Source organism: Streptomyces sp. NPDC045899 (assembly GCF_056431485.1).
In genome coordinates, this window is sequence record NZ_JBWKKP010000004.1 from 420,725 (window position 1) to 444,040 (window position 23,316).

At 72.7% G+C, this 23,316-nt stretch carries 22 protein-coding genes; 12 read left to right on the forward strand and 10 right to left on the reverse strand.

All coding sequences use genetic code 11. The features are described 5' to 3' along the window. Window positions 1–21: 21 nt before the first annotated feature. On the reverse strand, window positions 22–1,341 hold the full coding sequence (locus AC07FT_RS08725) for a glutamine synthetase family protein (RefSeq protein ID WP_479175227.1): 1,320 nt from the start codon (window positions 1,339–1,341) through the stop codon (window positions 22–24). A 305-nt stretch (window positions 1,342–1,646) separates the two neighbouring features. Here AC07FT_RS08725 and AC07FT_RS08730 point away from each other — a divergent pair, with 305 nt between their 5' ends. From AC07FT_RS08730 to AC07FT_RS08775, 10 genes are all read left to right on the forward strand, one after another. Further along, on the forward strand, window positions 1,647–1,844 hold the full coding sequence (locus tag AC07FT_RS08730; RefSeq protein ID WP_254746796.1) for a ferredoxin: 198 nt from the start codon (window positions 1,647–1,649) through the stop codon (window positions 1,842–1,844). Further along, window positions 1,841–3,094: an NAD(P)/FAD-dependent oxidoreductase gene (locus AC07FT_RS08735; protein WP_479175105.1), complete on the forward strand. Its 1,254-nt coding sequence runs from the start codon at window positions 1,841–1,843 to the stop codon at window positions 3,092–3,094. Before AC07FT_RS08730 ends, AC07FT_RS08735 begins: the two co-directional genes overlap by 4 nt. 11 nt (window positions 3,095–3,105) lie before the next feature. After that, window positions 3,106–3,927 carry an acetoacetate decarboxylase family protein gene (locus AC07FT_RS08740; protein WP_479175107.1) on the forward strand — a complete coding sequence of 274 codons (822 nt, stop codon included), beginning with the start codon at window positions 3,106–3,108 and terminating at the stop codon, window positions 3,925–3,927. 38 nt (window positions 3,928–3,965) lie between these two features. Further along, complete coding sequence (locus tag AC07FT_RS08745) at window positions 3,966–5,441, forward strand: aldehyde dehydrogenase (protein ID WP_479175109.1); 1,476 nt, start codon at window positions 3,966–3,968, stop codon at window positions 5,439–5,441. Beyond that, entirely contained in the window at window positions 5,434–6,354 is a 921-nt protein-coding gene (locus AC07FT_RS08750; RefSeq protein WP_479175111.1) for a 3,4-dihydroxyphenylacetate 2,3-dioxygenase, read from the forward strand. The genes AC07FT_RS08745 and AC07FT_RS08750 overlap by 8 nt, the downstream gene beginning before the upstream one ends. Continuing rightward, window positions 6,347–7,195, forward strand: a complete 849-nt coding sequence (locus AC07FT_RS08755) for a fumarylacetoacetate hydrolase family protein (protein ID WP_479175113.1) — start codon at window positions 6,347–6,349, stop codon at window positions 7,193–7,195. Before AC07FT_RS08750 ends, AC07FT_RS08755 begins: the two co-directional genes overlap by 8 nt. Before the next feature lie 57 nt (window positions 7,196–7,252). Further along, window positions 7,253–7,933 carry a TetR/AcrR family transcriptional regulator gene (locus AC07FT_RS08760; RefSeq protein ID WP_479175115.1) on the forward strand — a complete coding sequence of 227 codons (681 nt, stop codon included), beginning with the start codon at window positions 7,253–7,255 and terminating at the stop codon, window positions 7,931–7,933. 125 nt (window positions 7,934–8,058) lie between these two features. After that, window positions 8,059–9,507 (forward strand): APC family permease, encoded by a 1,449-nt coding sequence (locus AC07FT_RS08765; RefSeq protein WP_479175117.1) that lies wholly within the window; start codon window positions 8,059–8,061, stop codon window positions 9,505–9,507. Window positions 9,508–9,552: 45 nt separating this feature from the next. Continuing rightward, window positions 9,553–9,792, forward strand: coding sequence for a hypothetical protein (locus AC07FT_RS08770; protein ID WP_479175119.1), 240 nt, complete (start codon window positions 9,553–9,555; stop codon window positions 9,790–9,792). Beyond that, complete coding sequence (locus tag AC07FT_RS08775) at window positions 9,789–10,517, forward strand: gamma-glutamyl-gamma-aminobutyrate hydrolase family protein (RefSeq protein WP_479175121.1); 729 nt, start codon at window positions 9,789–9,791, stop codon at window positions 10,515–10,517. The genes AC07FT_RS08770 and AC07FT_RS08775 overlap by 4 nt, the downstream gene beginning before the upstream one ends. Before the next feature lie 10 nt (window positions 10,518–10,527). Here AC07FT_RS08775 and AC07FT_RS08780 read toward each other — a convergent pair whose 3' ends face one another. The 3 genes from AC07FT_RS08780 to AC07FT_RS08790 all read right to left on the reverse strand — a co-directional run bounded on the left by AC07FT_RS08780 (window position 10,528) and on the right by AC07FT_RS08790 (window position 14,456). Further along, the gene (locus tag AC07FT_RS08780) at window positions 10,528–11,100 is read right to left on the reverse strand and encodes a MarR family winged helix-turn-helix transcriptional regulator (RefSeq protein WP_471198484.1); all 573 of its coding nucleotides are present in this window, start codon (window positions 11,098–11,100) and stop codon (window positions 10,528–10,530) included. Between the two features lie 124 nt (window positions 11,101–11,224). Continuing rightward, complete coding sequence (locus AC07FT_RS08785; protein ID WP_471198481.1) at window positions 11,225–12,220, reverse strand: ArsR/SmtB family transcription factor; 996 nt, start codon at window positions 12,218–12,220, stop codon at window positions 11,225–11,227. 184 nt (window positions 12,221–12,404) lie between these two features. Continuing rightward, window positions 12,405–14,456 carry a phosphocholine-specific phospholipase C gene (locus tag AC07FT_RS08790; protein ID WP_479175124.1) on the reverse strand — a complete coding sequence of 684 codons (2,052 nt, stop codon included), beginning with the start codon at window positions 14,454–14,456 and terminating at the stop codon, window positions 12,405–12,407. Window positions 14,457–14,688: 232 nt separating this feature from the next. Here AC07FT_RS08790 and AC07FT_RS08795 point away from each other — a divergent pair, with 232 nt between their 5' ends. Together AC07FT_RS08795 and AC07FT_RS08800 are read left to right on the forward strand one after the other, a co-directional pair. Continuing rightward, complete coding sequence (locus AC07FT_RS08795; RefSeq protein WP_479175126.1) at window positions 14,689–15,810, forward strand: CapA family protein; 1,122 nt, start codon at window positions 14,689–14,691, stop codon at window positions 15,808–15,810. Between the two features lie 30 nt (window positions 15,811–15,840). Then, the gene (locus tag AC07FT_RS08800; protein ID WP_479175127.1) at window positions 15,841–16,482 is read left to right on the forward strand and encodes a class I SAM-dependent methyltransferase; all 642 of its coding nucleotides are present in this window, start codon (window positions 15,841–15,843) and stop codon (window positions 16,480–16,482) included. A 9-nt stretch (window positions 16,483–16,491) separates the two neighbouring features. On the opposite strand, the gene AC07FT_RS08805 is transcribed toward AC07FT_RS08800, so the two are convergent. From AC07FT_RS08805 to AC07FT_RS08830, 6 genes are all read right to left on the reverse strand, one after another. Further along, window positions 16,492–17,499, reverse strand: a complete 1,008-nt coding sequence (locus AC07FT_RS08805) for a lysylphosphatidylglycerol synthase transmembrane domain-containing protein (RefSeq protein WP_479175129.1) — start codon at window positions 17,497–17,499, stop codon at window positions 16,492–16,494. Window positions 17,500–17,573: 74 nt separating this feature from the next. Continuing rightward, window positions 17,574–18,809, reverse strand: coding sequence for a glycosyltransferase 87 family protein (locus AC07FT_RS08810; RefSeq protein ID WP_479175131.1), 1,236 nt, complete (start codon window positions 18,807–18,809; stop codon window positions 17,574–17,576). Next, on the reverse strand, window positions 18,806–20,269 hold the full coding sequence (mptB, locus tag AC07FT_RS08815) for a polyprenol phosphomannose-dependent alpha 1,6 mannosyltransferase MptB (RefSeq protein ID WP_479175133.1): 1,464 nt from the start codon (window positions 20,267–20,269) through the stop codon (window positions 18,806–18,808). Before mptB ends, AC07FT_RS08810 begins: the two co-directional genes overlap by 4 nt. A 149-nt stretch (window positions 20,270–20,418) precedes the next feature. Beyond that, window positions 20,419–21,627 carry an NAD(P)/FAD-dependent oxidoreductase gene (locus AC07FT_RS08820; protein WP_471198462.1) on the reverse strand — a complete coding sequence of 403 codons (1,209 nt, stop codon included), beginning with the start codon at window positions 21,625–21,627 and terminating at the stop codon, window positions 20,419–20,421. Then, complete coding sequence (locus AC07FT_RS08825; RefSeq protein WP_471198459.1) at window positions 21,624–21,821, reverse strand: ferredoxin; 198 nt, start codon at window positions 21,819–21,821, stop codon at window positions 21,624–21,626. Before AC07FT_RS08825 ends, AC07FT_RS08820 begins: the two co-directional genes overlap by 4 nt. A 70-nt stretch (window positions 21,822–21,891) precedes the next feature. Continuing rightward, window positions 21,892–23,127, reverse strand: a complete 1,236-nt coding sequence (locus AC07FT_RS08830; RefSeq protein WP_479175135.1) for a cytochrome P450 — start codon at window positions 23,125–23,127, stop codon at window positions 21,892–21,894. Between the last annotated feature and the right edge of the window lie 189 nt (window positions 23,128–23,316).

Consider the following 23,316-nt stretch of genomic DNA (forward strand, 5'->3'; position numbering starts at 1 on the left):
CGGCCGGGCTCGGCGCGGCCGTCAGAGGTGGTAGGCGTACTCGGTGAACTCCCAGTCGGTGACATGGCGTTCGAAGCGCTGGACCTCATCGCGTTTGTAGGAGAGGAAGGAGGCGGTGAAGTCCTTGCCGAGGACTTCGGTCAGGGCCTCGTCGGCCTCCAGGGCGTCCAGCGCCGCGCCCAGGGTCCGCGGCAGCTGTGCGGACTTCCCGGGGTCGTAGCCGTAGCCCTCGAGCGGGGCGGGTGGCTCCGCGGCGTCCCGGATGCCGAGCAGCGCGGCGGCGCACACCGACGCGATGGCGAGGTAGGGGTTGGCTCCCGCGTCGCCGAGGCGCAGTTCGAGACGGGTGCCGGCGCCGCGCTCGGGCGGTATGCGGACCATGGCGCTGCGGTTGTCCAGACCCCAGTCGATGAGCCAGGGAGCGAGGGTGTCGGGCCCGAAGCGCTTGTAGGAGTTGACGGTCGGGTTGTGCAGCGCGGCCAGCGCCGGGGCGTGGGCGAGGATGCCCGCGACGGCGTGGCGCGCGGTGTCGGAGAGGCCGAAGGGGGCACCGGTGTCGGCGAAGGCGTTGTGGCCCTCGGGGGTCTCACAGGACAGGTGGAGGTGGAAGCCGGAGCCGCCCGCGTCATTGCGCGGTTTGGCCATGAAGGTGGCCAGTTTGCCGTCCTTGCGGGCCAGTTCCTTGACGGCCGACTTGAAGCGGAAGGCGCGGTCGGCGGCGTCCAGACAGGCGGAGTGGATCAGGTTGATCTCGTACTGGCCGCCGTCGAACTCGTGGTTGCCGGTGACCACCCCGATGCCGAGGTCGCGCAGTTGCCGCAGGGTGCGCAGCAGATGGTTGCCGGGGTCGGCGCGCAGTCCCGCGGTGTACACGGCGCCGGGGACCTCCGAGTGGCGCCGCCAGCCGGACGGCGCGGCCGGGTCCGGTTCGAGCAGGAAGTACTCCAGCTCGGGGCCGACGACCGGGTGCAGCCCGGCCTCGGCGCAGCGGGCGAGGACGGAGCGCAGCAGATCGCGCGGTGATTCGGGCGCCGGTGCGCCGGTCGCCGGATCGGCGGTGTCACCGAGGCACCAGGCGACCCCGGGCTCCCACGGCAGGGTGACCAGGGTGTCCAGATCGGGGGTGACGACCACATCGGGCAGTCCCGCGTCGAGGCCGCCCGCGACCGGGACCACGTCCCCCTGGGGGCTGGTGTGGTAGACGGCGCGGCAGAAGGCCAGTCCGTGTGCGCAGGCGGACGGGAGGTGCTCCAGCAGGACGTCGCGGGACCGGTCGATCCCGATGAGATCGGGGAAGGACACCCGGACCACGTCGATGCCCTCGGTGGCGAGCCGGTCCATGTGGTGGCGGATATGCGCGGGGTCGTGGGCGGTCACCGATGCCTCCTCGGGCGGTTCGGATACCTGGGGGGCGTTCATTTGACGCCAAACGTTATGGAGGGAGGTCTCGCCCCGCAAGGGGGTCGGGCCACATATTTATCCATCTGGATAGGCATTGACCAGGGTCCGATGGCTGCCTATCTTGTTTGAAGCCAAACGAGTCAAGGGATGCGTTCCGCGCCCCTTGTGGCCGGGGCCCGGCCACCGTGCCGGGCCCCTTTCTCCCCGCACTCCCCGGACGCCCTCACCTCCAGGAGGAACCGGCCATGAAGGTCGTCGTCGACATGAACAAATGCCAGGACCACGGCCAGTGCGTCTTCGCCGCCCCCGATGTCTTCCAGCTCGACGACGCGGGACATCTGGTGTTCGTGAGCGAGCCGGACGAGGCGCTGCGCACCGATGTCGAGGACGCGGCCGACGTCTGTCCGCTCCAGGCCATCCGGGTCGAGGACACCACCCCGTGACCGGCCGCATCGCCGTCGCCGGTGCCTCCATGGGCGGACTGCGCGCCGCCGAACAACTGCGCGCCGCGGGCTGGGCCGGAGAGATCACCGTGTTCGGCGACGAACCCCATATGCCCTACAACCGGCCGCCCCTCTCCAAGGAGGCGCTGGCCGGCGAGACCCCCTTCGCCTCCCTCGCCCTCACTCCGCGCGCGAGCGCCGCCGATGTGATGTGGCGGCTGAACACCACCGTGACCGGCGCCCGGCTCACCGAGCGGGTCCTCGAACTGGACGGCGGCGAGCGGTTCGGCTACGAGGGACTGGTGGTCGCCACCGGTACCCGACCCCGGCGGCTGCGCTGCGCGGGCCCCTCCGGCCCCGGCAGCGGCCGCCACACCGTACGCACCCTCGACGACGCCCGCGGTCTGCGGGAGGAGCTGTCTCCCGGCGCGCGCGTGGTCGTGATCGGCGCCGGGTTCATCGGCTGCGAGGTGGCCGCCACCGCGGCCGGACTGGGGGTCGCCGAGGTGACCGTGGTCGACCCCGAACCGCTGCCGATGCTCCGCCCGCTCGGCGCGCCCCTCGCCCGTGAACTGCTCCGCCGCCATGAGCTGCGCGGGGTGCGCTTCGCGCTGGGCCGCGGCGTCACCGGCCTCGAAGGCGCGCGGCGGATCAGCGGTGTGCTGCTGGCGGACGGCTCGGTGCTGCCCGCCGACGTGGTGGTCGAGGCCATCGGCTCGGTCCCCGGCACCGGATGGCTGGAGGGCAATGGACTCGACCTGTCCGACGGGGTGCTGACCGACGCGCACCTGCGCGTGGTGGCACACGGGGAGGCCGTACCGGAGGTGGTCGCGGTGGGTGACGCGGCCCGTTTCCCCAACGCCCGCTACGACACGGTGGCGCGCCGGGTCGAGCACTGGTCCATCCCCGGCGACACCGCCAGATGCGCCGCCAGGAGCCTGGTGGCGGCCCTCACCGGAGCCGAACGCGACCCCGCGCCGTTCGCGCCGCTCCCCACCTTCTGGAGCGATCAGCACGACTTCCGGCTCCAGTCCTTCGGCGTCCCCGGACTCGGCACCGCCGACATCCGGATCCTCGACGGCGACCTCGCGGGCGATGTGGTGGCCGGCTACCACACCGCGGACGGACGGCTGACCGGAGTGGTCGCGCTCGGCGGCCGCGGCGCCGTCGCCCTGGCCGCCCGCCACCGCGCCCGGCTGCTCCAGCAGCCCGCCCTCACCGCCCCCGCCCCCACTCCCGCCACTGTCTGAGGAGCCACGCCATGTCCGGCCTCCGCGGCTACTTCCATCCCAAGACGGCGACCGGAGCGTCGTCCCTCATTCCCTCACCGCCCTGGCACTACTCCGGCGACCTGCTCACCGTCGAGTACCGCACCGACCCCGCGCGGGTGCGGGAGCTGCTGCCCGGTCCGCTGGAGCTCGCCGAGGAGGACCCCGGCGCGGTCGCGCTGATCTGGGCCGACTGGCAGTCGTGTTCGGCCACCGGGGAGGAGCTGCTGGACCCGGTGCGCGCCCAGTACAAGGAGGTGTTCGCGGTGGTCCGCTGCGCCTACCGCGGACAGATCTACTCCCGCTGCGTCTACATCTGGGTCGACAAGGACTTCGCCATCGCCCGCGGACTGCACCAGGGCTACCCCAAGAAGCTGGGCTCGGTGCACCTGACCCGCCCCCACCCCTACGGTCCGGCGCCCCGGATCGCCGCCGGCGCCCGCTTCGGCGCCACCCTGGCCGCCGCGGACCGCCGGCTGGCCCAGGCGGTGCTGACGCTGCGCGAACCCTCCGAGACCGGTGGCTTCGTCAACGGCCACCCCATGGCCCACCACCGCTGGCTGCCCTCCATCGAGAAGGGCGGGGGACTGGCCCTGGACGAGCTGATCGCCACCGGCGCGGCCGCGTTCGAAGCCGGTCAGGCATGGACCGGTGACGCCGAGCTCGAGCTCTTCGAGGCGCCCACCGAGGAACTGGCGCGGCTGGAGATCCATGAACCGATCGCCGCGTACTACCGGCAGGTCGGCGTCGTCTGGGACGGCGGCCGCCTGCTGGAGTCCGGCACCTCGGGCGCGTCCCGACCGCCCTCGGCATGAGCCGGACGACCCGACCCCCTCGTCACACGGAGCGCAGGATGACCCACCGGACCACCGTCGCCGGAATCCCCGTCGACACCCGGCACTGGATCGGCGGCCGGCGTGTCGCCTCCCCGGACACCTTCACCGATGTCTCTCCTGTCGATGGCACCGCCCTCGCCGAGATCGCCCGGGGCGGCGCCACCGAGGCCGCGGCGGCGGTGGCCGCCGCCCGCGACGCCTTCCCCGCCTGGGCCGCGACCCCGCACACCGAGCGGGCGCGGGTGCTGCACGCCATCGCCGACGGCGTGGAGAAGCGGCTGGAGGACCTCGCGGCCGTCGAAACCGCCGACAACGGCGCGCTGCTGCGCTCCCACCGCCGCGGAGTGATGCCCCGGGTCGCCCACAACTTCCGCTTCTTCGCCGACTGGCTGCTGAAACTGGACGGGGAGCACGAGGACTTCACCACCCGCGGCCACACCAACCACATCACCTGGGACCCGGCCGGGCCCTGCGCGCTCATCACCCCCTGGAACGCGCCGCTGATGCTGGCCACCTGGAAGGTCGCCCCGGCCCTCGCCGCCGGGAACACGGTGGTCCTCAAACCCGCCGAATGGTCCCCGCTGACCGCCTCGCTGCTCGCCGACATCGCCGCCGAGGCCGGGCTGCCGCCCGGTGTGCTCAACGTCCTCCAGGGCTTCGGGGCCGAGGCGGGCAGTGCCCTGGTCTCCGACCCCGGGGTGCGCCGCATCAGTTTCACCGGCTCGGTGCCCACCGCCGGGCACATCGCACGGGCCGCCGCCGCGCATCTCACCCCGCTCAGCCTGGAACTGGGCGGCAAGTCGCCGCTGCTGGTGTTCGCCGACGCCGATCTCGACCTGGCCGTGGACCTGGCCGTGGAGCAGTACGACAACGCCGGGCAGGTGTGTCTCGCCGCCACCCGGCTGCTCGTCGAATCCCCGGTGGCCGAGGAGTTCACCCGGCGCTTCACCGAGAAGGCCGCCGCACTCGTCCAGGGCGACCCCCGGGACGAGGCCACCGACATCGGCCCCGTCATCCACGCCCGCCAGCTGGAGAAGATCGACGGCTTCGTCCGCCGCGCCCTGGATGCGGGGGCCCGCGCGGTGGTCGGCGGCGGCCCGCTCACCGGACCCGGCGGCCCGTACTACGCGCCGACGCTGCTCACCGACGTCACGCAGGACTCCGAGATCGTGCAGGAGGAGGTGTTCGGACCGGTGCTCACCCTCCAGACCTTCGACACCGAGGAGGAGGCCGTCACCCTCGCCAACGACACCCGGTTCGGTCTCGCCGCCACCGTCGCCACCGGCGACCGGGAACGCGCCGGGCGGGTGGCCGGCCGGCTCGTCGCGGGCACCGTCTGGGTCAACTGCTTCTTCGTCCGCGACCTCCAGGCGCCGTTCGGCGGCTCCCGCAGCTCCGGTATCGGCCGCGAGGGCGGCACCTGGAGCTTCGACTTCTACTGCGACCTCAAGAACACCGTCACCGCCCCGAAGGGATGGCAGAGCCATGGGTGAGATCTCCGGGGCGGGACTCCTCGCCCATGTGCCGACCATCGTCCTCCCGAAGGAGGACCGGCTGCGGCTGAACGAGGGCCGGGAGATCACCCTCGTCACCGGGCTCGAACAGCTCCGCGGCGAGGTGTTCGAACGCGATGACTACGACACCGTGGTGGTGCTCGACTCCCACTGGGCCACCACCGTGGAGTTCGTGGTCACCGCCCAGTCGCGCCGGGCGGGTCTGTTCACCTCAGAGGAACTGCCGCGTGGGATGTGCCGGATGCCCTACGACTTCCCCGGCGACCCCGAACTCGCCCACAACGTCGCCCGGTTCGCCGGACAGCACGGCACCTGGATCACCGCCGTCGACGACCCCTGGCTCCCGGTCCATTACGCGACCGTCAACCTCTGGACGTTCCTCGGCGCGGGTCTGGCGGACAAGCGCTGGGTGTCCATCGGCGTCTGCCAGACCGGTGACACAGAGGACCACCTCCGGCTCGGCCGGGCCCTGGCCGACGGTATCGCCGCCACCCCCGGACGCCGGGTGCTGCTGATCGCGTCCGGTGCGCTCTCGCACACCTTCTGGCCGCTGCGCGAACTGCGTGACCACGAGTCCAGCGACCCCGCGCACATCTTCACCTCCGAGGCCCGCGCCGCCGACGAAGAGCGCATCGCGTGGTTCAAGGAGGGCCGCCACGACGAGGTGCTGCGCACCATGCCGGAGTTCCTCGTCCACAAGCCCGAGGCCCGCTTCTCCCACTACCTGATGATGGCCGGAGCCCTCGGCGGGACGGACTGCACCGCAACCGCCCGCCAGTTCGGCGCCTACGAGAACTCCATCGGCACCGGCCAGGTCCACCTCTGGTTCGACCGTCCCGCCGCCGGCTGGACCGCGCCCCGCACCGTGACACAGGAGTCCGCCCATGCCTGAGTACCGCCGCATCCTGCTCGACGGCGCCGTCGTCCAGGCCGTCGTCGACGGTGAGGAACTGGTCGCCGGGGACGGCCGGAGGGTCAAGGCGGAGGACGCTCGCCACCTGCCGCCCGTGGTGCCCACCAAGGTGATCGCCGTCCACCTCAACCACCGCAGCCGGGTGGAGGAGTTCCGGATCGAGCTGGCCTCCGCGCCCACCTACTTCCACAAGCCCACCTCGGCGCTCAACGCCCATCGGGGCGCCGTGGTCCGCCCCGAGGGCTGCTCATGGCTCAACTACGAGGGCGAGGTGGCCATCGTCATCGGCCGGACCTGCCGCAATGTGTCCCCGGACGAGGCGGGCGCGTACATCGCCGGATACACCGTGGCCAACGACTACGGACTGCACGACTTCCGGGACACCGACGCCGGGTCCATGCTGCGGGTCAAGGGCTCGGACACGCTGTGCCCGCTCGGCCCGGGGCTGGTCACCGACTGGGACTTCCGCGGCAAGTACCTGCGGACCTACGTCAACGGACGGGTGGTGCAGGACGGTTCGACCGACGAGATGGAGTGGGACATGCACTACCTCGTCGCCGACATCGCCCGCACCATCACCCTCCACCCCGGGGATGTGCTGCTCTCCGGCACCCCGGCGGGCTCGCGCCCGGTGCGGCCCGGCGATGTGGTGGAGGTCGAGGTGGAGGGGCTGGGCAGGCTGAGCAACCACATCGTGACCGGGCCCACCCCGATCCGCACCGACGTCGGGGCCCAGCCCACGGAGTCGGAGGAGGTGCTGTCCACCGCCCTCGGCGGGGACTGGGAGTTCCGCGGCATCCGCCCGCCCCGGCGTGGCTGAACCCTCCCGGGGCGCCACCGGTCCGGTTCCGGACGGCCGCCGGGTAGGGTCGCCGCCATGACCGAATCCGCCGGAGCCGCCGGGAGCGGCGAGGCGGCCGCGAACGGCGGCAGGGCCGCGGCCGGTGGCGGCACGTCCCGCAGACGGGTGTCCTATGGGGCGGGCCGCGAAGCGCTGCTGGCCGCCGCCGTGCGGGTGGTGGCACGGCGCGGGCTGCGCCACCTCACCTACCGCGCGGTGGCGGAGGAGGCCGGGGTCACCCACGGGCTGGTGGTGCACCACTTCGGTTCCCGTGACGCGCTGATCGAACAGGCCCTGGCCCACTCCGTGCGCACCAGTCTCAGCGTCAGCGCGGTCGAACCCGGGACCGGCCGGGCCACCGATTTCGCCACCGGCCTGTCCGCGATGGTGACCGGCGATCCGGACGCCCAGGCGTTCCAGTACGAGCTGCTGCTGGAGTCCCGGCGCAGGCCCGAGCTGCTGCCCCAGCTCCGCGGCCTGTACGAGGAGTACTTCGACGCGGCCCAGCGCGAGCTGTCCCGGATGCTGCCCGAGGGTGCGAACCGCGCACTGGCCCGGCTGGTGTTCGCGGCGCTGGACGGCCTGGTGCTGCACCAGCTGGTGCTGGGCGGGGCGGAGCACACCGACGCCGCCCTGGCGGAGCTTCGCTCGCTGTTGCGGGCGCTGACGGCCGGCACCGCGCCCGGCGCACACACCGACACCGCCGACGACGCCTGACGGACGTCCGCCGGGGGAGATCCGGTGGTCCGGCCCCTTGCCAAACGTGTCCGAGCGGCCCACCATGAGGCAACTCGTTTGGCTCAAAACGAAAATTCGTTCCTCTCCCCGGACAGGTGATCCGCGTGGACAGTCAAACGGTCGCCCGACGCGAGACCGTGCAGGACACCCCCCGTACCACCCAGCTCAAGCCCAACGCCCTCGGAGTCCTGGGCATCCTCTTCTTCGTCCTCTCCGCACAGGCCCCGCTCACCGGGATCGCGGGTGCGGTGCCCATCGCCATCGCGGTGGGCAACGGACCCGGCGCCCCGGCCGCGTACGCCGTGGCGGGCGCCGTGATCCTGCTGTTCTCGGTCGGCTTCGTCGCCATGGGGCGCCACGTCGTGGACGCCGGCGCCTTCTACACCTACATCGGCAAGGGGCTCGGCCGGACGGCGGGCAGCGGCAGCGCGGCGGTCGCGCTGTTCGCGTACTGCACGGTGCAGGCCGCCATGTACGGGCTCTACGGCGCCACCATGGGCGTGCTGATGGCCCACCACACCGGGGTCGACCAGCCGTGGTGGGTGTGGTCGCTGGCCACCATGGCCGTCGTACAGGCACTCGGCGCCACCGGGATCGAGGTGGGCGCCAAGGTGCTCGCCGTGTTCGTCCTGGCGGAGTTCAGCATCCTGCTCGTCTTCGGGCTGGTCACCTTCTTCCGGGGCGGCGGGCCCGAGGGGCTCGCGTTCACCGAGTCCTTCTCACCGGACGCGGTCCTCCAGGGCGCGCCCGGGGTGGCGCTGATGTTCGCGGTGGCGTCCATGTTCGGCTTCGAGGCCACCGCCATCTACGGCGAGGAGGCCCGCGAACCGCGTACCACCGTGCCACGCGCCACCTATCTGTCGGTCGCCGTCGTCACCGGGTTCTTCGCCTTCACCTCATGGATGCTGGTCTCCTCCTACGGACCCTCGAAGGCCACCGAGGCCGCGGGGAAGGCACTGGAGGGCGGCGACTCCACGGTGTTCGTCTTCGCACCCGTCACGGACCGGTTCGGCTCCTGGGCCGGCGATGTGCTGCCGGTCCTCCTCGCCACCTCCCTCTTCGCGGGCGTCCTCGCCTTCCACAACTCCGCCAACCGCTATCTGTTCTCACTCGGCCGGGAAGGGCTGCTGCCCGCGCGGCTCAGCGCGCTCAACCGCCGCCACGCGCCCTGGGCGGCCGGTGCCGTACAGACCCTCATCGCGCTGGCGCTGGTGGTGCCGTTCGCGGTCAGCGGCAAGGACCCGGTGCTGACCCTGTTCTCCTGGTTCAGCGGGGTGGGGGTGCTGGGCATCATGCTGCTCTACTTCCTCACCTCGGTCTCCGTGATCGTCTTCTTCCGCCGGGAGCGGCTGGACGCCCGGCCCTGGAACACCCTGATCGCACCCGCGCTGGGCGCCCTCGGTATCGCCGGTGCCATCTGGCTGATCCTCGCCAACTTCACCACCCTCATCGGCGGTGAGACCTCCACCGCCGTCTGGCTCGCGCTCACCGTCCCAGCCGTCCTGGCGCTCGGCGCCGTGACGGCCCGTCTCGTCCGTCGGCACACCGTCTGAGGCGCCCCGGCCGACCGCCCGGGCGCCGTCCAACGAGAGGACACCATGCCGGACCTCAGCCATGAGGAGTGGCAGCGCCGCGCCCCGGCGCTGCCCGCCGCACTGCCCGTCCACCACCACATCGACAAGGCGGACGAGCCCGGGCCGGGAGCCGTGTTCCCGGTGGTGTCGCCCCGCGACGGCACGGTGCTGACCGAGGTGGCCGACGCCGGTTCCGACGAGGTGGACCTGGCGGTGGCCGCCGCCCGCCGGGCGTTCGACACCGGCCCCTGGATCCGGCTGTGACCGGCACCCGACCGCTGATCGCCGTCCCGGCCCGCTTCTCCGCCACCACCTCGGCGCTGCGCTTCGCCGCCGAGGTGAACGCCCGCGCCCTGGTCGAGGCGGTCTGGCGGGCCGGGGGCGAACCCGTCACGATCCACCCCCACGCACCGGACGGCACCGCCGACCCCGCCGAGGTGGCCGCCCGCCTCGCCCGGTTCGACGGGGTGCTGCTGCCCGGTGGCGGTGATCTGGACCCCCGCCGCTACGGTGGCGGTCCGGCCCACACCAGCGTCTACGACGTGGACGGCGAACAGGACGGATTCGACCTCGAACTGGCCCGCCGAGCCCTGGACTCCGGGCAACCGCTGCTCGCCGTCTGCCGGGGGCTCCAGGTGGTCAACACCGCGCTCGGCGGCACCCTTGAGCAGGACATGGGCGGTCCGGACCGCGACCACCGCCATCTGACGCATCCGGTGGCCCTGCGTCCCGGGTCGCTCGTGGCGCGCGCCACCGGAACCGAGAAGACGGAGGTCTCCTGCTACCACCACCAGCGCGTGGACCGCCTGGGGGCCGGGCTCGAGATCACCGCCACCGCGGCCGACGGCACCGTGGAGGGGTGTGAACGGCCCACCGAGCGCGGCTGGTTCACCGCCGTCCAGTGGCATCCCGAGGACACCGCCCACCGGGACCCGGCCCAGCAGGGTCTGTTCGACGCGCTGGTGCGCGCCGCCCGCGAGCGCCGCTAACGGCGGTGGCTCATCCCTTCGGACGGCGCCCGCTGCGGCGCGGGGCCGGTTCGGCGCCGTCCAGCAGGGTGAGCCTGCGCTCCTCTCCGTGCGTCTCGACCTGGAGCACCACCTGGCGCAGTGCCTCCGCGGTGCGCAGGCACTCCTCGTCGGACAACTGCCCGGCGACGAACGCCTCCTCCTCGTTGAACTCGGGGAAGACGCGCCGCATCAGCGCCTCGCCCTCCTCGGTGAGGCTCAGCAGCACCAGTCGGCCGTCGCTGGGGTGGCCGGAGCGCCGGATCAGACCGCGGGACTCCAGAGTGCGGGCCACACCGGTGAGCGTGCCCTTGGAGATGCCCGCCTCCTCCGCCACGTTCCGGGTCTCCGATTCGCCCCAGATCCACACCACCCAGAGCACCACGAAGGCCGTCCAGGTCAGATCGCAGCCGCGCAGCACCGAGTTCTCCAGGTGCTGCCGCACCGCCGACGCGGCCCGGTAGATGTTGGACACCATGGCCATCTGCTCACGGCGGATCGGAATGCCTCCGAGCTTGGCGGCGACCAGCTTCTCGGTGTCGGTGATGGATCGGTGGCCGGACACGGGCGGGCTCCTCACATCGGCGGTGAAACGGTGGTGCGACGGAGCACCGGCGACTCCATCGTTCGAGGTCAAATGTACCGTGCCCGCGGTGGGGCGGCCGGTGCGGACGGCCGGGGCGGCCCGCTCAGCGCCCCGGTTCGGCGAGCGTCAGGGGCACCGAACCGCGGTACAGCAGCTGGCTGCCGAGTGGGGTGAGCGAGTGCACCACCGTATTGGACACCCGGGTACTGGTGAGCAGTCCGGCGTTGCGCAGGACGGTGGCGTGCTGGCTGGCCGAGGAGATGAGGATGCCCGCGCGCTGCGCGAGTTCACCGGTCGTGCAGCGCCCCTCGGCCGCCTCCAGCACAGCGGCCCGGGTCGGCCCCAGCAATTTGGCCAGCGAGGTGCGGCCCTGGGTCTCCGGACCCTCCTCGAGCAGCCGCTGCTGTACCGGGTACACCAGCACCGGTGTGCGGTCGTGGTGCAGCAGGGTGATGCTGGTGCGCCAGCAGAAGAACGAGGGGATGAGCAGCAGTCCGCGGCCGTCGAGCCGCAGATCGCGGTCGACGGGGTAGTCCGCCTCCAGCACCGGCCGGCGCCAGCGCAGGCACGGCGGCAGCGCGGCCAGCAGTGCCTCGGTGCCGCCGCCCAGCATCGGCGTGGACAGCCGTAACCGCTCGTGGTCGACCTGGGCCCGGATGCGGTCCCAGTACGGGGCGATGGCGACCTCGTGGTACGCCTGGACGGCACGTCCGAGCAGGGCCAGGGCATCCGGTTCGCCGTCGGCCAGCGAACGCGTCCACGGGGGCAGCCGCCGCCCGTCGGCCAGCAGCGAGAGATCGCGCCGCAGCCGGGCCCGGGGGGTGCTCAGCACCGCCTCGAGCCCCTCCTCCACGCTGTACAGCGGGTCCGCCGGAGTGAGAAAGTCCGGAAAATAGCCCCTCGTTGGCACCAGGGCGGTCAACAGGGCGGTCGAACGGGGGAGTTTGGGGCCGACCGACCGCCGCCACCGCGCGGGGACCAGCCCCTGGTTCTGCTGGCGGAGACTGTGCAGGCTCAGCATGGTCTCCCACATGGCGACCGGGCCCGCGGCCACGCGGGTGAGTCCGAGATCCTGACCGGTGAAGTGAATGCGTAGCACAGCGCCCCCGTGTCTCCCCGCCTGCTTCCCTCACCTCCGTATCACGTTCCGGGCGGAGGCCGTACCGGGGCACGGCGACGACGCGCTGTGTTTCAGTCTGGAGTGAACGTCCCCCGTACGCACACGAGTCCGCCCGGCGGAAACCGCCGGGCGGACGCGCGCGGGAGTGCGCCGGGCGCCCGGGTCAGTCCGCGGAGAGCGCGGGGTCGCTGCTCCCGGTGCGGCCCGTCTCCACACGGCCGGACAGCCGTCGCAGATAACCGCTGTCCCCGTCGGAGGCCACCGACACGTCGTACCAGTGGCGGCTGCGCCGGGTGTCCACGGTGTGCACCGCCCGTCCGCCCGGCCGCAGCCGGTAGGTGGCGTTCTTCTGGTGGTGGTAGCCGTCGGTGACGGTCAGCCGCACGGTCTTGTCGCCCTCGTTGGTCAGGGTGAGCTCGACGTCGCCGGTCGTCCGGTCGTGCCGGGCGGTCACCTCCGGGCCGCGGCCGGTGAGGCGTCCGGTGAGATGGCGCACGAAACCGCCCGGCCCGTGCACCTGGACGTCGTAGGTGTCCTTGCCCTCGGCGGCCTGCCAGGTGCCGGAGAGGTGCTTGCCGGCCTCGACGGTGTAGCCCCACGGCCCGTCCGGGTGGTCGGCGGAGGTGATGTGGAAGTGGGCGCCGCCCTTGCCGCGGTTGGTGAAGTCCAGCCGCAGCCGGCCGTCGGCGACGGTGGCGTCGGCGCACAGGTCGTACGGCAGCGGCCGGGAGCGGCGCAGACCGGATTCCTGACGGGGCAGGGAGCCCTTGGCCGGGGGCGTGGGCACGTAGTCCGGGTGCCGCTCGTTGTCCGGCGGCTGGTAGGCGTCGGTGTCCGGCAGCGACGGGACCTTGGTGTCGGTGTGCGCGAAGTCGAAGGCCGTCGTCAGATCGCCGCACACCGCACGCCGCCAGGGCGAGATGTTGGGCTCCTCGACCCCGAAGCGCCGTTCCATGAACCGGATGATCGAGGTGTGGTCCAGGGTCTGGGAGCACACAAAGCCACCGGTGCTCCACGGCGACACCACCAGCATCGGCACCCGCTGGCCCAGTCCGTAGGGGCCGGCGGGCTGGGACGAGGAACCGGGATACAGGTCCTCGGTGGTGTCCACGGTCGAGGCGCCGTGGCCCTCGGCGGCCGGGTAGGCCGGCACCACGTGGTCGAAGAAGCCGTCGTTCTCGTCATAGGTGATGAACAGCGCGGTCTTGCTCCAGACCTCGGGGTCGGAGGTCAGCGCGTCCAGCACCTGCGCGATGTACCAGGCGCCGTAGTTGGCGGGCCAGTTGGGGTGCTCGGTGAAGGCCTCGGGCGCCGCGATCCAGGAGATCTGGGGCAGCTTGCCGTTCTGGACGTCGGCCCGCAGGTTGTCGAAGAGACCGTCGCCGTTCTTGACGTCGGTGCCGGTACGGGCCTTGTCGTACAGCGGGTCGCCGGGCTTGGCGTTGCGGTACTGGTTGAAGAACAGCAGTGAGTTGTCACCGTAGTTGCCGCGGTAGGCGTCGTCGATCCAGCCCCAGCCGCCGTCGGCGTCCAGTCCGTCGCCGATGTCCTGGTAGATCCGCCAGGAGACCCCGGCCTTCTCCAGGCGTTCGGGGTAGGTGGTCCAGCCGTAGCCGAGCTCGGCGTTGTCCAGGACCGGCCCGCCGCCCTTGCCGTCATTGCCGGTGTAACCGGTGTACATGTAATAGCGGTTGGGGTCGGTGGACCCGATGAACGAGCAGTGGTACGCGTCGCAGACGGTGAACGCGTCGGCCAGCGCGTAGTGGAACGGGATGTCGTCACGGGTGAGGTACGCCATGGTGGTGGCGGACTTCACGGGCACCCACTTGTCGTAGTTGCCCTTGTTGAAGGCGGCGTGGCCGTCCGGCCAGCCGTGCGGGAGGTCCTGGAGGAACTGGAGCCCCAGGTCGTTCACCTCGGGCCGGAACGGGAGGACCTCCTTGCTGCCGTCCGACTGGTGCCACACCGGCTTGCCGCTGGGCAGCCGCACCGGATGCGGATCGCCGAACCCGCGCACGCCGCGCAGGGTTCCGAAGTAGTGATCGAAAGAACGATTTTCCTGCATCAGCACCACGATGTGCTCGATGTCGCGCAGACTTCCGGTGCGACGGTTCGCCGGAATCGAGGCGGCGCGGGCGATGCTGTTGGACAGCAGGGACATGGCCGTGCTGGTACCGGCCAGTTGCATGAATCTGCGACGGTCGATGGAGGTCATGTCGGTCAGGTCTCCCTGTGTCGTACGAGGTGGTGCAAGCAACCGGGGCAGTCTGTTCCGCATGGGCCGTCCGACACAACGGGTCGGAGGAGAAACGGCGGGAAAGGCTCAGTAAACCCTTGGCCATTGCGCCGTGAGGACACCTGGTCATCGCGTCGCGCGGGCACCGTCCCCGGCGGGCCGCTCCGCCGGGCGACGGGCGTCCGGGGGGCCGAGGAGTTACGTTGAACCCATGGACGGCGACACGTTGACGCTCTTCCTCTGCGGCGATGTGATGCTCGCCCGCGGCGTCGACCAGATCCTGCCGCACCCCGGTGCCCCGGAGCTGCGGGAGCCGTACATCCGGGACTCCCGCGCCTACGTCGGGCTGGCCGAGCGGCGGAACGGCCCGATTCCGCGCCCGGTCGACTTCACCTGGCCCTGGGGCGACGCCCTCGCGGTGCTGGACGAGGCCGCGCCCGACGTCCGTGTGGTGAACCTGGAGACCAGCGTCACGGCCGGTGGTGAGGACGCCCCCGGCAAGGAGCTCCACTACCGTATGAACCCCGCCAACCTCCCGTGTCTGGCCGCGGCCCGCCCCGATGTCTGCGTACTGGCCAACAACCACGTCCTGGACCGCGGCACACACGGTCTGGAGGACACCCTCGACGCCCTCGCCGGGGCCGGACTCCGGGTGGCCGGAGCGGGACGTGACGTCACCGCCGCCCGGCGCCCGGCCGTCGTCCCGGTGGAGGAGGACCGGCGGGTCCTGGTCTTCGCCTTCGGGACACCCTCCAGCGGCATTCCGTACCGCTGGGCCGCCACCGACGACCGCGCCGGGGTCGACCTCGTGCCCGAGCTGACGGACGCCGGGGCCGCCGCGATCACGGACCGGGTGCGCCAGGTCAAACGGCCCGGCGACATCGCGGTCGCCTCGGTCCACTGGGGCGGCAACTGGGGGTACGACGTCCCCGCGGACCAGATCCGCTTCGCCCACGCGCTGATCGACGGCGGGGTCGACCTCGTCCACGGCCACTCCTCCCACCACCCCCGCCCGGCCGAGGTGTACCGCGGCCGGCTGATCCTCCACGGCTGCGGGGACCTCATCGACGACTACGAGGGCATCGCCGGCTACGAGCGGTACCGGGACGATCTGCGACTGCTCCACCTGGTGCGGGTGGCCGCCGGCAGCGGAGAACTGCTCGACCTGCGCATGGTGCCCCTCCAGTCCCGGCGGATGCGGCTGCGCCACGCCACCCGCCGGGACGCGCGGTGGCTCGGTGACACCCTGGACCGGGTCGGCGCCCGGTTCGGCACGCACATCGGGGTCGCCCATGACGGCCCGTACGACGTGCTGACCCTCCGGCACGGCTAGGCCGTGTCGACTCAGGCGAGGAGGCCGCACATGTCCCCGGGCAATCCCTCCGGCAGGCGTCCGGCGCACCCGCCGGAGACGGCCCACGGGCTGCTGGACGCCGCCTTCGGCCGTCCGCGCGGCCCCGCGGGCACCGTCGGCGGTGCGGTGATGGCGCGCCTCAACGGCTCGCAGGAGCGCTGGGCCGTGGACCGGGCCGCGCTGTGCCCCGGTGAACGCGTCCTGGTCGTGGGACCCGGACCGGGCGTCGGACTGCCGGCGGCGGTGGCCGCCGTTCAGCCGGACGGCCGGGTCATCGCCGTGGACCCCTCCGCCACGATGCGCCGGGCGGCGATCCGGCGGTGCGCCGCGCAGATCGCGGCGGGCACGCTGGAGGTCCGCGACGGCGCCGCGGAGCACACCGGATGCGCCGACGCCACGGTCGACGCCGTGCTGTCCGTCAACAACGTCATGCTCTGGGACCGTCCGGCCGGGTTCCGCGAACTGCTGCGGGTGCTGCGCCCCGGCGGGCGGATGGTGCTCACGGTCCACCGTCACGTCCTCGGCATCAGGCCCGAGCGGCTGGTGACCGAGGCGACCGGGGCCGGATTCGGCGGTGTCGAACTCACCCTGCGCGACCGCCGGGTCCTCGGCCCCGCCGTGCAGATGCTGCTGCACCACCCCGGCAACTGAACCGCCCCGTCAGACGATCTTCGCGCGGACCAGGGCGGCCAGCACCAGCGCCCCCGGCACCAGTGGCAGCCACACCGTGATGAAGCGGTAGGCCAGTACGGCGGAGGTGGCGGCCTCGATCTGCGCACCCGCCGCGACCAGCGCGAGGACCAGCGCGGCCTCGACGGAGCCGATACCACCGGGGGAGGGGATCAGAGAGGCCACCGCCGTGGCGGCCAGATACGCGAGCAGCACATGCGGCGGCCGCACCTCCAGCTCCAGCGCGAGGGCCACCGCCACCAGCCCCGACGCCTGGAGCAGCGGAAAGGCCAGCGAACCGCCCCACAGGGCCAGCGCCCGGGAGGGCCGCCGGTGCACCGCCCGGGCGTTCGACAGCGCGGTACCCAGGAACGTCCGCGCGAGCCTGCGCACCGGGCGGATCAGCGCCACGCCCACCAGCAGGAGGACCACCCCGGCCGCCACCGCCGCCACCACCAGCGAACCGGACCGGTCCGGCAGCACCGGGCCCAGCCGCAGCGCCTCGGGGAAGGCCAGGAAGAGCACGGCCAGCAGACCGACCCGGGTCACCCCCTCCGCGAGGAAGTACAGCGCCAGCGCCGCCGAGGAGCGGGCGGCGGTCAGCCCGCAGCCGGTCATGAAGCGGATGTTGACCGCACTCGCGCCGATACCCGACGGCAGCAGGTGGTTGGCGGCGCCCGCCGCGAACTGCGTGGCGAACAGCCGCCGGGCCGGAAGCCGTTCCAGGACCGCGCCCTGCCGAGCGAACGACACGGCCACCCAGCCGAACCCCGTCGTCGCCACCGCCACCAGCAGCCACCAGGGGTTCGCGGTCAGCATCTGACGGGCGCCGGAGCCGATCAGCGACCGGTGCTGGAGCACCCATACGGCGACGGCGGCCAGCGGCAGCACACACAGGATCCGGCGCACCGGGAGCCTGCGGTGCACCGGACGGCGTGCCTGCTGCGGCACCGGGTGGGGCAGTGGCTGGGGCAGCGCCCGCGACATCGTCTGGGACATGGACCGCGACCTCGCTCTCGGCTTCGTGCCGGACATCTCTGTTGCCGGTATACGGGCCGGGCCCGGTTCCGTGCTCATCGCTCCGTCTGCCCCGTCATCGGCCGTGCAGTACCCCCAGCTGCCGGCGGACCCCGATCCGGGTCCGCCCGGCGCAGCGGAAGGGCGACCAACAGCCCCACACAGATCCACACATAGGCGTTGCCGCCGAGGAAGCCGTCCACCCCCGCGGTGTCGAACCGCCACAGCCACACCAGACTGCTGCACAGCAGCACATGGACCACCCCGGCCGTCCGCAGCAGCACCCGGCGGCGGGCCGGGGACGCTCCGGGCCGCAAGCCGGACCCGGCGAGTACCGCCAACGCCGGGACCAGCCACACCAGATGGTGCACCCAGGTGACCGGGCTGATCAGACACGCGGCCACCCCGGTCAGCGCGTACCCGGCCGTCTCGTCCCCGGCGGCCGCCGCGCCGCGCACCCGGTGCGCCCAGACGGACAGTACGGCGAGCACCCCGAGCCCCCACGCCGTCCCGCTCGGCGGGAGCGGGTCGACGAGGCGGGCCAGCACCCCTTCCCAGGACTGGTTGGAGACGTAGGCGAGGACACCGACGCGGTCGGTGTCCCACAGCGCCTCGGTCCAGTACTCCCGTGAGGCGCCCGGAGCCACCCACGCGGCCAGCAGCGTGGCGGCCACCGCGGTGGCCGCGGCGGTGGCGGCGGCACGCCACCGCCGGGTCACCGCGAGATAGACGATGAAGATCGCCGGGGTGAGTTTGACGGCCGCGGCCAGACCGGTGCCGTACCCGGCGTACCGGCCGCGCCCGGAGGACAGCAGCCACGCGTCACCGAGCACCAGGACCAGCAGCAGCAGATTGACCTGGCCGAAGCTGAAGGTGTCCCGCACCGGCTCCAGCAGCGCGAACAGACAGGCCGCCACGGTGAACGCGAACCAGGGGGTCCAGCCGTGCCTGCGCACCAGGGGGCCGACCAGCCAGCCCAGCACGGCGGCCGAGGCGGCCACATTGAGCGCCGTGCTGATCGTGACCGCCCCGGGCCAGCTCATCAGCGTCATCGGCAGCATGCACAGGGCGGCGAACGGCGGATAGGTGAAACCGTAGTCCGCGCCGTCCGCCCCGGGGGTGGTGAACGCGTAGATGTGGCCGTCCCGCAGCCAGTGGCCGACGGCCCCGTAGTACACCTGGAGGTCGAACCAGTGCCGGTGCAGCGGGACCCTGCCCAGGAACAGCGCCACCGCCGCCACCAGACCGGCCGCCACCAGCAGCCGACCGCGCGGGGTACGCGGCCCGCTCACCGCGGACGCTCCGGGTGCCGGCCGCCGGACGCGGATGACAGGGCGGCCCCGGTGGCCGGTCCCGGAATGTGCCGGACGGCCCACAGCACGAGGAGTGCCACCACCCCGCCACCCACCGCACAGGTCAACTGCCGGGTGTCCGGGGCGAACCCACTCGGCAGCACGGCCAGGGCCAGCACCCCGCTGCCCGCCGCCACTGCCCGTCGCACCGCACCACCCGGCGCCGCCGCCGCGAGGAGGAACAGCCCCCACAGCACGTACCAGGGCCGCAGCGCCGGGCCGAGCAGGGCCACCGCCGTCAGGCTCAGCCCCAGCGCGTACAGGGGCCGACGGGGCGGACGCAGCCAGACCACCACCACGGCCACGGCGGTGGCCAGCAGCCCGAGCCCGTGCCACACCGGGGTGGCCAGTGGTGCCAGACCGCTGCCCGCCGCCTCCAGCAGGGCCCTGGTGGCGTGTCCGAGGGCGCTGGTCAGCGCCCAGTTGCCGGGTGACGCCGGGGTGCCGAGCGCGCTGATCCAGCCGTATCCGGTGCCGGTCACGGCCGTGGCAGCGCCCGTGGTGGCGAGCGCCAGCGCGGCGGTGGTCAGCACGGCGCCCACCCGGTGCGCGCGGCCCTCCACCCGGTGCGCCCAGAGCGTGGCCACCGCCAGCAGCCCCAGCGCGGCGGGTGCCTTGACCAGGGCGGCGAGGGTGACCAGTACCGCGCCGCACGCGGGCCACCGGCCTGTCGCGGCCACCAGCCCGGCACCCAGCAGCCCCAGCATCACGGCGTCGTTGTGCGCACCGCCCACCAGGTGCAGCAGCGACAGCGGGTTGAGTGCCCCGAACCACAGTGCTCCGGCGGGGTCGGTGCCGCAGCGCCGGGCGAGCACCGGCAGTGCGAGCGCCATCAGGGCCACTCCGAGCAGTGCGACCAGCCGTAGCCCCAGCACTCCGAGGGACGGTTCGGCACGCGCCGCGTGCGCGGCCGCGGTCTCGAACACCAGGGACACCGGGCCGTACGGGGTCGGGGTGTGCTGCCACACCGGTGCCACCTCGGCCGCGAGCGGTCCGCCCAGCCGGATCGGACCGTGGACGTAGACGTCGATCCGCGCGTGCACCATCGCGCCCTGGGCGAGATAGCTGTACACGTCCCGGCTGAACAGCGGGGGAGCGGGCAGCAGTGGCGCCGCCCAGACGGCCAGGGTGAGCAGCAGGCTCCGGGTGCCGGGCGGCCGCGGTCCGCGCACCGCCCGGCCCAGCCACCACCAGGCCGCGATCAGCAGGACCAGTCCGAAGTAGGTGCTGACCAGGCCGAGGGCCGCTCTGCCGGAGTCGGGGGTGAGGGCGTCCGCCACCGGCAGCGCCCCCGCCGTCGCTCCCCCCAGTGCCAGCGCCACCGAGCCGGTGAGCCCGAGCAGCCGGCAGTGGTGCGGGGCGACGGTGACGCCTGGGACGGGAATGCGACGGACGAGCATCGGGCCAGCCTCACCCCGGCGCATGACCGAGACCTGACGCCGTGGTCACCGGCGACTTGCCGCGAGGTGTCGGCCCGGGCCCCGGGAGCGTCGGCCCCGGGGCCCGGGCGTGTCAGCGGCAGGTGTCCGGTGCGGTCCTCAGCGGGTCCTCACCAGGCGGCGGTCAGACACTCCTGCGCCCCGATCGATGACCAGGGCGCCCGCTCGACCACCAACTGGCGCAGTGTGCGCAGCTCGCGCGGGCAGTTCCAGCCGAGCACCCCGACCACCCGGCCCCGGTGACCATAGGCGGCGACGAAGCGGCGGCCGGCCAGTTCGCCGTGGAGCACGGCGAGGTCCGCGTCGGCGGGGAAGATCCCGTACGCCTGGATCCGGGCGTCGTACTGGTCGGTCCAGAAGTACGGCACCGGAGCGAACGGCAGCTCCGCGCCGAGTACGTTGCGGGCGACGGCCTGCGCCTGCTCGGTGGCGTTCAGCCGGTGTTCCAGCCGCATCGGGGCGTCGAAGTGGCTGTTGTGCCAGGAGGCCACGTCCCCGGCGGCGTAGACGCCCGGGGCGGCCCGGCAGGTGGCGTCACACTCCACGCCGTTGGTGAGCAGCAGTCCGGACTCCCGCAGCCAGCCGGTGGCGGGGGCGGCGCCGACCGCGACCACGACCAGGTCGGCGTCGAGTTTGACGCCGTCGGTCAGCTCGAGCCCGGTCACCCGGCCGTCGGTCTCCAGGAACTGGTTCACCCCGGTGCCGCAGCGCACGGACACCCCGTGGTCCTGGTGGAGCTCTCCGACCAGCGCGCCGACGCGGTCGCCGAACTGGCGCCGCATGGGCACCGGCCGGGGGTCGATCAGCGTGACCTCCAGCCCCATCCCACGCGCGGCCGCCGCCGCTTCGGCGCCGAGGAAACCTGCCCCGACCACGGCCACCCTGGGACCGCGCAGCATCGCGGCGCGCAGGGCGAGGGCGTCGTCGAGGGTGCGCAGCAGATGCACCCCCGCCAGTTCGACACCGGGCAGCCGGCAGGGGTTCACCCCGGTGGCGATGACGAGCGAGCCGTAGGGCACGCTGTCGCCGCCGTCCAGCAGCACCCGCCCGGCGGCGACGTCCAGTCCGGTGGCGGACCTGCCGAACAGCAACTCGGCGTCCAGTGCGGCCAGTTCCTCGTCGGTGCGCAGTCTGATCCGGTCCGGTTCCCAGGTGCCCGCCAGGATCTGCTTGGACAGCGGGGGCCGGTCGTACGGGGTGTGCGGCTCGTCCCCGATGAGGGTGAGACGGCCGTCGTAGCCGAGGGTGCGGAGGGTCACGGCCGTGGTGAGCCCGGCCACGGAGGCTCCCACGATGACCACGTCGCGGGTGGTGTTCACGACTCTGCCAGGGTGATGGCGAGGGCGGGGCAGACGGCGGCGGCGTGCCGGACGTCGTCATGCGCTCCGGCGGGCGGGTTGTCGTCCAGCAGGACCGCGACACCGTCCTCGTCGCGCTGGTCGAACACCTCCTGCGCGGCGAGTACGCATTGGCCGGAGGCCACGCATTTGTCCTGGTGCAAGGTCACCCGCATAGGGCTGTCTTCTCCTCGATGGGGGGTGGGGGTCGCCGGAGCGGCGGTGGTGGGGGCGGAGGATCCGCCCTCACCACGCGACGGGAAGTTCATGGACCCCGTAGACGATGGAGTCGTGCTTGTAGGGGAGTCCGGCCGGGTCGGCGGCCAGGCGCAGTGTGGGGACGCGCCGGTAGAGCGTGCTGTAGACGACCTGGAGCTCCATCCGGGCCAGCTGCTGGCCCAGACACTGGTGGACGCCGTAGCCGAAGGCCACGTGGCGGCGGGCGTCGCGGCCGAGGTCGAGGCGGTCGGGTTCGGTGAACGCCGTCGCGTCGTGGTTGGCCGCGTCGATGGCCAGGATGACCGCCTCGCCCGCGCGGATCACCTGGCCGGCGATCTCGATGTCCGCCAGGGCCACCCGGCGCAGTCCGGTCTGCACGATGGTGAGGTGGCGCAGCAGTTCCTCGACCGCGCCCGCGATGCGCGCCGGATCGTCGGTGGCGCGCAGCGCGTCGAGCTGATCGGGGTGGCGGAGCAGGGCGAGCGTGCCCAGCGCGATCATGTTGGCGGTGGTCTCGTGTCCCGCGACCAGCAGCAGCATGGCGATGGCGGTCAGGTCCCGCCGCTCGAGCAGACCGGGCGCGACCTGCTCGGTGGCCAGCACGGAGAGCAGATCGTCGGCGGGGCGGACCAGCTTCTCGGCGACCAGGCCGTCCAGGTAGTCCGTCAGGATGCGCTGGGCCTCGGTGGCCCGCTCCGCGGAGTCGCGGTTGAGCAGCGCGGTGCTGTGGCGCTGGAAGAACGTGTGGTCGGCGTAGGGGACGCCGAGCAGCCGGCAGATGACCAGGGACGGCAGCGGCAACGCGAACTCCCGTACCAGGTCGGTGGGGGAGGGACCGGCCAGCATGGTGTCGATCAGCTCGTCCACCAGATCCTGGACGGCGGGGCGCAGCGCCTGGATCCGCCTGACCGTGAACGGCGCGGTCACCAGTCGGCGCAGCCGGGCGTGGGCGGGGTCGTCCATCACGATGAAGGACGTCTGGCGGCGGGCCCGCTCCAGACTGCCGAGGCTCACGTGCGGATAGCCGGGGCGCAGGATGTCGCTGCTGATCCGGGGGTCCGCGGCCAGGGTGCGCAGTTCCGCGTACCGGGTGACGAGCCAGGCGCCGCTGCCGTCCCACAGCCGGACCTTCCGCAGCGGTGCCGTGGCCTGTAACTCGCGCAGCCCGGCGGCCGGGGAGAAGGGGCAGCGCGGGCTCCTGTCGATCGGGTAGCCCGGTTCCCGGCCGGTGCCGCTCGCCGTGTCCGTGAGGGTGTCGGTCATCTCTCCTCCGTTGCCGGTGCAGGGCCTGGAGCAGTTGCTCAACGCGTGTACCGAAGGGGTACTAAACGTGCGTTCGGTAACACGGCGGCTACGGAGGCTAGTTGGGTCCGGGGGCGGAACACAACACGCTCCGTCTAAAGATGGCCACGCTTCGGACACATATGAGCGTGGCATGTGCGTGGTGAGGCA